The organism is Geminocystis sp. M7585_C2015_104 (assembly GCA_015295805.1).
Taxonomy (GTDB): Bacteria; Cyanobacteriota; Cyanobacteriia; order Cyanobacteriales; family Cyanobacteriaceae; genus DVEF01.
The window spans coordinates 1-10471 of sequence record DVEF01000003.1 but is presented as its reverse complement, the minus strand read 5'-3'; the positions used below and the strand labels follow the sequence as shown (position 1 = coordinate 10471).

Sequence of the window (10471 nt, the reverse complement as noted above, 5' to 3'; positions counted from 1 at the left end):
GGTATTTGAAGAAAAAAAAAGGTAGGCGGAGGGGGGTAAAGGGGGGGTACTAGGTGTTTGGAGCGGCCAGGAATTGAGTAATTTGTGCAAAAACCCTTTTATCTTCTAACATCCAACGATGAGTCCAAACGGGGATGCTTTTCTCCAAGCCAAGACCCATAAGGGAACTTTTAGCAGGTATAATTGTCATGTCAAAGGGTGTCCAAAGGTTTAGTATCTCCAAACTCCCCAACTGGTAGTGTCTATCTTGGTTTAAGTCATTGAGAAAATTGCTGTTGGGACGCATCTGGACAACCCCGGCAAAGGGGAGAAAATAAGCCGTTATGGTGCCATTGTTGGGCGCAGAAATGGTAATATACTTTTTAACCCTCTCAATCCCATTAAGTCTCTGGAGATAGTAACGTGTAACCAATCCCCCCATGCTAAAACCCAGGAGGTTAATACTCCCCCTGGGTATAGTGGTGTCTATGTAGTGTTTAAGTTTGATGGCAAGTTTTGTTAAATCTTCTAGTCCATAACTAGGTGTCAAGTCTGGTGCGTAGGTTTGGTAACCCTGTTTTTGAAGATGGCTAGCAAGAGACTGGAAGACATCACCAGTGTCGGAAATGCCATGCACCATCACGATGATTTTAGACATATTGGCCCAGAATTTAGCCCATAATTGCAAGTTAGTCCCAATTATCTCTAATTTTCGTCCCCAAAGGCCATTGGATATTAACTTTTCATTGCCCTTGCCAAACCCCCTTTTTTCCACCCCCTAACATCTACTCACCCCCACAATAATGTCACACCCCCCCATCTTCCAGACACTGGTCAGACTAATGGGTGTTAGACTACAACGCTTCTCCAACTCCAGCCTTGTTGTACATACAACCGGCTATGGGATGACCATTGTAGAAGGGGAAGATGTTTTCTTAATTATCTCTTGATGACACCATAATTACGCCTTGAGCCGGCACGAAAGTCCCCAAATCTGATAGAATCAGAATAGTAATAGATAGGATGGGGGCTTTGTGACTTTTGCTGCAGTAACTGATAGGGATTTCTGAAAACTACCCCCCCGCTTGGAAGAATTATCCAGGCAAATTGAGAGTTGTCCCATAAACCAACAAGGAGTAGGTTTAAGAGGATAGAAAGTAAGAAATATATCCCCTTGTGCCGGTGTTAGCCCCTGTCCCAACCTATAGGTCAAAGGGTTTTTTCTCTGACATTTACAAATTCCATCTCAAGAATTGTTTGTCCTATAAACTAAATTCTTCTCCCTCCTTGTGGGGTTTTTATGGTAGGCATATACCGCTGTCAATTCTTTTTTTAATAATTTTTTTATCAAACCCCAACATTGGCAGTTATCAGCTATTCTAAACAAGTTGGATTCTCGGCTTTTTGGCAAAGAAAAGGCCAATTCGTGATAAAATCCAAGGAGAAGACAGAGATAAATTTTAACCTTATGGAAAAGAAGAATAACCGTATAGAAAAAGACAGTATTGGCGAGATAGAAGTGCCAGCTGATCGCTATTGGGGGGCTCAAACCCAACGCTCCCTAAAATATTTTTCTATAGGGGAAGACTTGATGCCTATAGAAGTAATTAAGGCGCTGGCAATAGTTAAAAAAGCTGCAGCAATTACTAATCAAGAATTAGGAAAATTAGCCCCAGAAAAAGCCAAATTAATAGTCCAGGTGGCAGACGAAATTCTGGAAGGGAAACTAGACAGCCATTTTCCACTCCATGTGTGGATGACAGGCAGTGGCACTCAAGCTAACATGAATGTAAATGAGGTGATTGCTAATCGCGCCATAGAAATTGCCGGGGGAAAATTAGGAAGCAAAAACCCCATCCACCCCAATGATGATGTTAACATGTCTCAGTCTTCCAATGATGCCTTTCCCACTGCCATGAATATTGCCGCAGCTATCGCCGTCAAACAACGTCTAATCCCAGGAGTGGTAAGACTGAGAGACGCTCTGGCAGAAAAGGCAGAGGCCTGGAAGGATATTATAAAAATAGGACGTACCCACCTTCAAGATGCTGTACCCTTGAGTTTAGGGCAAGAATTCTCCGGCTATGTGGGGATGCTAGAGGATAACCTCAACAGGATTGAAAACGCCTTGCCTGGCATCTATCAATTAGCCCTAGGTGGTACTGCTGTAGGAACTGGTATTAATGCGCCACCGGGTTTTGCAGAAAGGGTAGCCCAACATATAGCCGCCATTACTGGTTTACCCTTTGTCTCCGCTCCTAACAAGTTTACCGTAATGGGGGCCCATGATGCCATGGTAATGTTAAGTGCCACCCTCAAAACCCTAGCCTGTTCATTATACAAAATTGCTAATGACATTCGTTTACTGGCTTGTGGGCCAAGGGCGGGTATTTATGAGTTAGAATTGCCAGCTAATGAGCCAGGATCTTCTATTATGCCAGGAAAAGTCAACCCAACCCAGTGTGAAGCCTTGGCCATGGTAGCAGTACAGGTAATAGGTTATGATACAGCTGTAACTATAGCCGGGGCTGGTGGCATCCTAGAGATGAATGTATATAAACCCCTTATTATCTATAATGTCCTTCAGTCTATCAAGATTTTGGCAGACGGTTGTAGTAATTTTGCTCAATACTGCGTAAAAGACATGAAACCCAATAGGGAAAGGATACAACAGCTAGTAAATCAGTCTTTAATGTTAGTCACCGCCTTGACACCTAAAATAGGCTATGACAAGGCTTCAGAAATTGCCCAGCTTGCCTACAAGCAGAATCTCACCCTTAAACAGGCTACCTTACAATTGGGTTACCTCACCGAAGTAGAATTCGATGAGTGTATGAATTTACACAAAATGGCCTATCCCCACCACGATAGCTAAATATGACAAAGTTACCAGTCGTTGCCCTATGCTTATTTTAACCAGCCGACTACCCCTCTTTTTGCCAGTTGCCCCATGGTAGCTTTAACCAAACTACTACTACCCTCGTTACCAGCTATCCCATGGTTATTGTAACCCCTTATCATCCCCTTGCCCCTTTTCTCTGCAACTATTCGCCAGAATCCAATAGTCACCCATTTCCTCTGATTCCTTGCTACTGTTTCCGCTTATCCCTCAGCCAACTTTTTTGGGTGTAGTGGTAGTTCAACGGTGTAAGGGCACATGGTTATGATATACTATTCCGGCTTATGTTTCAACATTCTTAGGCCATCGCCTTCTGCCATTGTGCCTGTTTCCCGGGTGTTTTTTGGATGGAAATGGCTTATGGGCGGGGGTTTTTTCTAAAATAGATCTTAGCAAGAAGGGGGGAAATTATAAAAGCGGCATGTCTGACAGAAAAGAATCAATAGGGAAAAATTATGGCTACTAAACACCCATAACAAGTCTATAATCATAAATCCGGTTGGCAGAATCCAGTCCACAGTCATGAGGAAAAAGCAACACCTAGAGGAATTACTAAAAAGCCTTGAGGGGAGGGGCTATCCCGCCTATAAAAGCATAAAGGGGGAATATCAATTTAGCAATCCCAATTTCCAGTTGATAATAGATAAAGTCCAAAGTGACCCCTTTGCTCCCCCCAGTAAAATTAGAATTAGAATACCCCAAACTGTGGCCCAATTCCCTCCCAGTCTCTATTCCTCTCCCATCCGTAATGTTGCCTTATGCGACTACCTCCACCGACAGGCGGCAGAGACGCTGAAAAAATTCAGTCAACGGAGAGGAAGTGGTAAAAGTGGCTTAATCGCTATTGCCAATATTGGACAAGAAGTTCTACGTCGTAGTAGTATTTTGATTGACTCCCAATGGCTAGAAGTGCGTTTAGTGGTGGGTTTGCCTGCCAGCGGTAGGAGAATTCTCGGTTTTGAAGCCTTGGAGTTGTTGTGTGAAGACATCCCAGAAATTGTCAAAGAATGTTTCCTGTATAAAGCCTTAAACCATCGTCAGGCGACACTACATGTAGAAACAGTAGAAGACGCTGAATATATCCGCCAACAACTCCCTCAGAGAAAACTAGTAGCCTTCGTAGCCAATGGTGCCATTTTACCCCGTGATAGTGGTGTTTCTAGTCTCCCCCTCCGGGGGGAGGAGGTAGTTTCCTTTGAGTCTCCTCCCTCCCTAGAGGTGGAATTTGAATGCCCTAATCGTGGCAAAATCAGGGGAATGGGAATACCAGAAGGGGTAACTCTTATCGTTGGCGGTGGCTATCATGGCAAGTCTACCCTCCTTAGGGCTTTGGAATTAGGAGTTTATAATCATATTCCAGGAGATGGAAGAGAATTTGTAGTTACCATCCCTACAGCTGTAAAAATTAGGGCTGAAGATGGACGGAGTATTACTGGTGTAGATATATCCCCCTTTATAAACAACCTACCCCAAGGCAAGTCTACTACTAATTTTCATACCACTAATGCCAGTGGTAGTACCTCCCAGAGTGCCAACATTATAGAGGCATTAGAGGCAGGATGTCGTTTATTACTCATAGACGAAGACACCTCTGCCACCAATTTCATGATTCGGGATGCCAGGATGCGTCAACTGGTTACCAGAGAGCCCATTACGCCCTTTATTGATAAAATTAGGCTATTGTATCGGGATTATGGGGTTTCCACCATTTTGGTAATGGGGGGTAGTGGTGACTATCTAGATGTAGCCGACTTAGTCATTGCTATGGATTGTTTCCAACCGATAGATGTGACAGAGAAAGCCAAACAGATTATAAAACAATTCCCTCAACCGCATCCCTCGTCATTGCCTTCTCATTTTGGCAAAGTTAGCCAGAGGATAATCAACCCTGACAGCATTTCCGCCCGTCGTGGCAGAAAAGAGGTTAAAATTCAAATTAGAGACTTGACTGGCATTGAATTTGGCGAGGAAAACATTGATTTGTCCTGTGTAGAGCAATTGGTGGATCCTTGTCAACTACGTGCCATTGCCCTAGCCATATTATATGCCCAAGAGACATACCTGCGCCAAAAAAAACCATTGGCCCAGGTTTTAGAATTAGTGATGAAAGATATAAACACGAGGGGATTAGACATTCTAACAGACACCCCCCAGGGAGACTTAGCCATGTTTAGGGGTTTTGAATTAGCTGCCGCCATCAACCGTCTTAGAAGTTTGGAAGTATTTTCTTCCCAGTAGCCCCTTTTACCCCTTGACACCTGTGGTGATAGAATTGGGGATAATGTAGCGTTGCAAGACAAAGAATAACACCAATACGGGTATAAGGGATATTATAGAACCGGCGGCCACCAGACGCCAATTCAAGTCGAGGGAACTGGCCAAAGAGGCTACTCCCAATGGTAGAGTATAATATTCGGGGCGATCTAGAATGATTAAAGGCCATAGAAAATCACTCCATGAGCCTATAAACACAAAGGTGGCCAGCGTAATTATAGCAGGACGAATAACAGGTAACATAATATGCCACCAAATTTCTAATTCGTTACAGCCATCCATTCTGCCAGCTTCTTCCAATTCCTTAGGCACTCCTAAAAATGCCTGTCTTAGGAGGAAAATACCAAAAGCGGAGGCTATTTGTGGCAAAATCAACCCCAGATAGTTGTTTTTTAATCCCAGATTTACCGCCAATACGTAAAGGGGTATCATTACTATTTGAAAGGGTATCATTATAGTAGCCACAACCAAGACGAAAATAAAATCTCTCCCCTTAAACTTCAATCTAGCTAAGGGATATGCTGCTAAGGCACAAAATAACAAGTTTAAAACAACAGTTAAAACGGCGGCTATAGTACTATTTAATAAATAACGGGCGAAGGGATAATTTTGCCAGACTATGCGGTAATTTTCTAGGGTAAATTGTTTTGGGATTAACTGTGGTGGAAAGGAAAATATATCCTCCCCCGCCGACTTGAAGGAGGTACTAATCAGCCATAATAGGGGGAATAACATCCCCAATGCTATGATTACCAACAAGAAATATTTAACAATAACAACCGCTTTCGTCCGCCTTTGCTTCATCGCCTAGGGGTGGGACTAGCCCACCTCTTAATTTACTACACAGAAGCGACTACTGCAGTGGAATTCAATGCTTCCACCAGACTACGTACTACAGCTACCATCGCCACTTCGTCATTTAGTTTATTAACAGCTGAGCCAACCCCAATACCACTGGCGCCTGCTGCAATGGCTAGGGGAGCTGTAACACTAGATAAACCTGAAGCACACATAACGGGTACTTCAACAGCCCGAGAAATGGCATAGGCAGCAGCGAGGGTGGGAATAGCCTTCTCCATTAAACCGAGAATACCCCCATGATGGGGATTGGCGCTAGTGCCACCTTCTGTTTGAATAATATCAGCGCCGGAGGCCACTAAAGCCTGTGCCAATTCCACCTGCTCGTCCAATGGTAGAATATGGGGCACTGTCACAGAGAGTGTCACATCTGGTAACAAATCACGGGTGTGATGGGTGAGGCGTAGTACATCGGAGGCGGAGAAGGTAATACCCTGGGGATAAAAACTGTCAAAGTTACCAATCTCTACTAAGTCGGCACCAGCAGCGACAGCCTCTGCTAAACTTTGGGGAGAAACAGAGGAGACACAGACAGGCAGACTAATCAACTGCTTTACGGTTTCCACCAATTGGGGACAGGCAGCAATATCTACAAATGTAGCTCCACCTATTTCAGCAGCTCTACATACAGCCGTAACGTTTTGTACGTCAAAATTGTTAAGGCCACTAATTATCTTGATAGCTTTTCTGCGGGCGAAGGCTTCAGCTATTGTAGTATTGTGAATCATCTTCACCACCATTACCATTTTGTTTGGGATTATCTGTTAAAGTGGCAATTATAGCAAAGGATAGTCTTTTGGTGATAGGCCCAAAAACCCAATCCAGGCAGCAAGCCGTGGTAAATTATATAAGTGAAATAGCATTTGTAGTGATTCCAGTGAGGTAGATAGAAGGATTGCCGTGGAAAAGGGCACTTTAATTGAGTTTAAGGTAAATGGGACTCGCCGTTTGGCGGTAGTAGAGAAGCCGGAAGGGAAGAAAGACTGGATTGTCTTAGATGAAAAGGGGCACCCCCGCAAAATTAGACCACAGGATGTAGAATACCAGGTAAAGGGGGGTTCTTATCAGTATACTGATATTCCCACCTTTTTGGCACAGGTGACGCCCCACCTGGACAACTCCCACCTAGAGTTAGCTTGGGAGTTGTTGATAGAAGAGGCTCAACCCATCACCCCAGACGAATTGGCATCCCTTATTTTTGACCAGACAACCCCCGCCTCCTGTTATGCAGCCCATATTTTGTTAGAAGAAGACAAGATCTATTTTAGGAAAAAAGGGGACATTTATGAGCCTCGCCCCCGCAGTCAGGTGGAGGAAATCAAACACCAGATGGAGGTAGAGGCTAAGAGGAAACAGGAGAAAGAGTTATTTATCCAGAAGGTAAAGGCGGCTTTGGAGGGAGAAGAGGTATCCTGGGACGAAAACGACCAAAACCGTCTTTTGCAGCTGGAAAAATACGTACTACAACCGGACAATTCCCCCAAGGCGGCCCAGGAAATCCTAGAGGCAATAGGGCGTAACAAAACTCCCGACGCAGCCTTCCAATTACTGGTAGACTTAAAGATATGGAGTAAACACGAAAATATCTTTTTGCGTCGTAGCTCCTATCCTGAAAAATTTCCACCACAGGTATGCGAAGTGGCTAATTCTATCCTGGCTCAAATTGCCGCTAATGAGTTTGTTGACAAGGACCACCGTCTGGACTTAACCTCCCATAAAGTCTACACCATAGATGACGAGACTACCACGGAGATAGACGATGGACTAAGCATAGAACAATTGCCAGATGGGAGGATGAGGATTTGGGTACATATAGCAGATCCTACCAGGATTGTAAGCCCCAATGACGTCCTGGATTTGGAGGCCAGGAGGAGAGGTACTAGTCTCTATCTGCCTACGGGCCTAATTCCCATGTTTCCCCCAGAATTGGCCACGGGGCCCATGAGTCTGGTTCAAGGTCAGATTTGCCCTGCCCTCAGCTTTGGCGTGATTATAGACGACAATGGCCAGGTTTTAGAGTATAAAATCACCCCTGCTCTAGTCAAACCCACCTATCGTCTCACCTACCAAGACGTGGACGAGATGTTGAATATGGGGGTACAGGGGGAGGAGGAGATATACATACTAGCAGAACTGGCCAAGAAGAGGGAACAGTGGCGGAGAAACAATGGTTCCATTATGATAACCATGCCGGAGGCCATCATCAAGGTGAAGGGGGAAGAAGAGGTATCCATTGAACTGTTAGAAATGTCCCCCGCGCGGCTGATGGTAGCGGAGATGATGATTCTGGCGGGGGAGGTAGCTGGTAGGTATTGTCAGGAAAATAACATACCCGTACCCTTTAGAGGTCAACCACAGCCAGAACTGCCCCCAGAAGAGGAGTTATTATCATTGCCTCCAGGCCCTGTGAGGGCATCCGCACTACGCCGTTGTATGCCCAAAAGCGAAACAGGCCTAACTCCCATCCGCCATGCCAGTTTAGGCCTAGACGCATACACCCAGGTAACATCTCCCATCCGCCGTTACACCGACCTTCTAACCCACTTCCAGCTAAAGGCTCATCTTCGAGGTGAACCCCTCCCCTTCCAACCCGAGCAGTTACAACAAATCCTCTACGAGGTGTTGGCCACCTCCTCGGAAGCCTCCTTCGTGGAAAGACAAACCAACCGTTACTGGAGTCTGCAATACTTCCTGCAACATTTGGGGGAAAGCTGGCAGGGGATCGTGTTGCGTTGGCTGCGGGAAGAAGACGGCCTAGCAGTAGTCCTTTTTGAAGAATTGGGTCTAGAATTCCCCCATAAATTCGATCGTCCCGTAAAACTAGGCGATCCCGTCCGACTACAAGTAGCCTACTGCGACCCCCGCCGCGACGAAATCCGCTTCCGAGAGGTTTAATTTCTCCTAGCCCTACTCCTGGGCTTTTTTTTGTAAAAAATATTTAATATTTGAACAAACATTCAGATTTTGAGGTAGACTATGAATAAGTAGAGAATTAGGGGGAAAAAGATGACTACTACAACAGTAACCCAAATGAAATGTGCATGTCCCTCCTGTCTATGCATAGTGGACATTAGTAGTGCTATTGAAAAAGGGGGGCAGTACTATTGTTCCACCGCCTGTGCAGAGGGACACAAAGACGGAGACAGTTGTGGGCACCACGGTTGTAACTGCCACGCCTAGGTAAAGAGGCAGCCTCTACTCCCTGGAGGGGACTTGTAGGAGGGTATCCCCACCCAAACCGAAGGCAGAATGGACGGCTTTGAGGGCGGGGATACCTTGGGGGGCGTCCACTACGCAGCTGATTTTGATTTCCGAGGTGGTGATCATGGAGATATTGATGTTTTCAGCGGCTAGGGCTTGGAAGAATTTGGCTGCTACCCCGGGAGTGCCAATCATACCGGCGCCCACAATGCTCACCTTGGCAATGTGGGGGTTGACTACGATTTCCTTGAAGTCCACCTGGGACTGGAGTTGAGAGAGGACTCTTTTCGCCTCCTGAGCCTCACTGGCGGCGACGGTAAAGGCAATATCCCGACGGGGCACTCCCTCTAATATACGACACCGCTGGGATTGAATGATCATGTCCACGCTGATATTAGCCTCTGCTAGACTGCCAAAAATAGCAGCGGCCATCCCCGGCACATCGGGCACCAGTAAAATTGCCAATTGCGCCTGATTTTGGTCTAGGGCTACTGCCCTCACTGGCACCCCCTGGGGTTGGGGAGCCTGGGTGAGATGGGAACTGTCTATTTCGAACGCACTACAGACCGCAGCAATAGCACGGTCGCAGTCTTCCTCTGCCACAATACAACTTACCTTCACCTCAGAGGTGGAAATCATTTGAATGTTAACCCCGGCATCGGCCAAAGCTTGGAACATTTTGGCAGCAATGCCCGGCCTACCTATCATCCCCGCCCCTACAATGGCAATCTTGGCAATCTTGTGGTCCACTATAATATCTGTGTCTGCATCTGTACTCCCCAACAGAGGAGCTATAGCTCTAGCCACAGCCTCTGCCTTGGGTGATACTTCCCTAGCCACGGAGAAGGCAATATCGTTGGTGTTGCCCTCATGAATGGACTGGATGATCAAGTCCACATCTATGTTGTGACGGGCAATTTCCCCAAACAGTCTGGCGGCTATTCCGGGACGATCGGGTACACGCAGGAGGGCAATTTTGGCTTGACTATTGTCTAATTGTACCGCATCCACCGCCCTGGTGAGCTCTAACCCCACCACTGACCTATCCGTGGGGGGCGGGGAGATTACTTTAGTGCCCGGATCGTCTGTCCAACTGGATTTCACCACCAGGGGCATGCCAAAATTCCGCGCAATCTCCACTGCCCGGGGATGCAACACCTTTGCCCCCAAACTGGCTAATTCTAACATCTCATCCGCCGTTATCTGTTCCATCAGACGGGCAGAAGGCACTATCCTGGGATCTGTAGTTAAGATCCCTGG

General features: G+C 46.2%; 9 protein-coding genes. 4 read left to right on the top strand and 5 right to left on the bottom strand.

What is annotated here, in order from left to right:
* Window positions 1-49 precede the first annotated feature (49 nt).
* Complete coding sequence (locus IGQ44_00360; GenBank protein ID HIK36434.1) at window positions 50-637, bottom strand: alpha/beta fold hydrolase; 588 nt, start codon at window positions 635-637, stop codon at window positions 50-52.
* Window positions 638-1447: 810 nt separating this feature from the next.
* Between IGQ44_00360 and fumC the strand changes: the two genes are divergently transcribed.
* Entirely contained in the window at window positions 1448-2854 is a 1407-nt protein-coding gene (fumC, locus tag IGQ44_00355; protein ID HIK36433.1) for a class II fumarate hydratase, read from the top strand.
* 32 nt (window positions 2855-2886) lie between these two features.
* Here the strand turns inward: fumC and IGQ44_00350 are convergent, their stop codons facing one another.
* Window positions 2887-3048 carry a hypothetical protein gene (locus IGQ44_00350; GenBank protein HIK36432.1) on the bottom strand — a complete coding sequence of 54 codons (162 nt, stop codon included), beginning with the start codon at window positions 3046-3048 and terminating at the stop codon, window positions 2887-2889.
* Between the two features lie 352 nt (window positions 3049-3400).
* On the opposite strand from IGQ44_00350, the gene IGQ44_00345 reads away from it, so the two are divergent.
* The gene (locus IGQ44_00345; protein HIK36431.1) at window positions 3401-5116 is read left to right on the top strand and encodes an ABC-ATPase domain-containing protein; all 1716 of its coding nucleotides are present in this window, start codon (window positions 3401-3403) and stop codon (window positions 5114-5116) included.
* 6 nt (window positions 5117-5122) lie between these two features.
* Here IGQ44_00345 and IGQ44_00340 read toward each other — a convergent pair whose 3' ends face one another.
* The gene (locus tag IGQ44_00340) at window positions 5123-5956 is read right to left on the bottom strand and encodes a carbohydrate ABC transporter permease (protein ID HIK36430.1); all 834 of its coding nucleotides are present in this window, start codon (window positions 5954-5956) and stop codon (window positions 5123-5125) included.
* A 35-nt stretch (window positions 5957-5991) separates the two neighbouring features.
* Window positions 5992-6738, bottom strand: coding sequence for a DUF561 domain-containing protein (locus tag IGQ44_00335; GenBank protein HIK36429.1), 747 nt, complete (start codon window positions 6736-6738; stop codon window positions 5992-5994).
* Window positions 6739-6910: 172 nt separating this feature from the next.
* On the opposite strand from IGQ44_00335, the gene IGQ44_00330 reads away from it, so the two are divergent.
* Both IGQ44_00330 and IGQ44_00325 read left to right on the top strand, forming a co-directional pair.
* Complete coding sequence (locus IGQ44_00330) at window positions 6911-8905, top strand: VacB/RNase II family 3'-5' exoribonuclease (GenBank protein HIK36428.1); 1995 nt, start codon at window positions 6911-6913, stop codon at window positions 8903-8905.
* A 111-nt stretch (window positions 8906-9016) separates the two neighbouring features.
* Window positions 9017-9190 carry a metallothionein gene (locus IGQ44_00325; protein HIK36427.1) on the top strand — a complete coding sequence of 58 codons (174 nt, stop codon included), beginning with the start codon at window positions 9017-9019 and terminating at the stop codon, window positions 9188-9190.
* Window positions 9191-9205: 15 nt separating this feature from the next.
* Here IGQ44_00325 and IGQ44_00320 read toward each other — a convergent pair.
* A partial coding sequence (locus IGQ44_00320; GenBank protein HIK36426.1) for an aspartate kinase occupies window positions 9206-10471 on the bottom strand: 1266 nt, incomplete at its 5' end.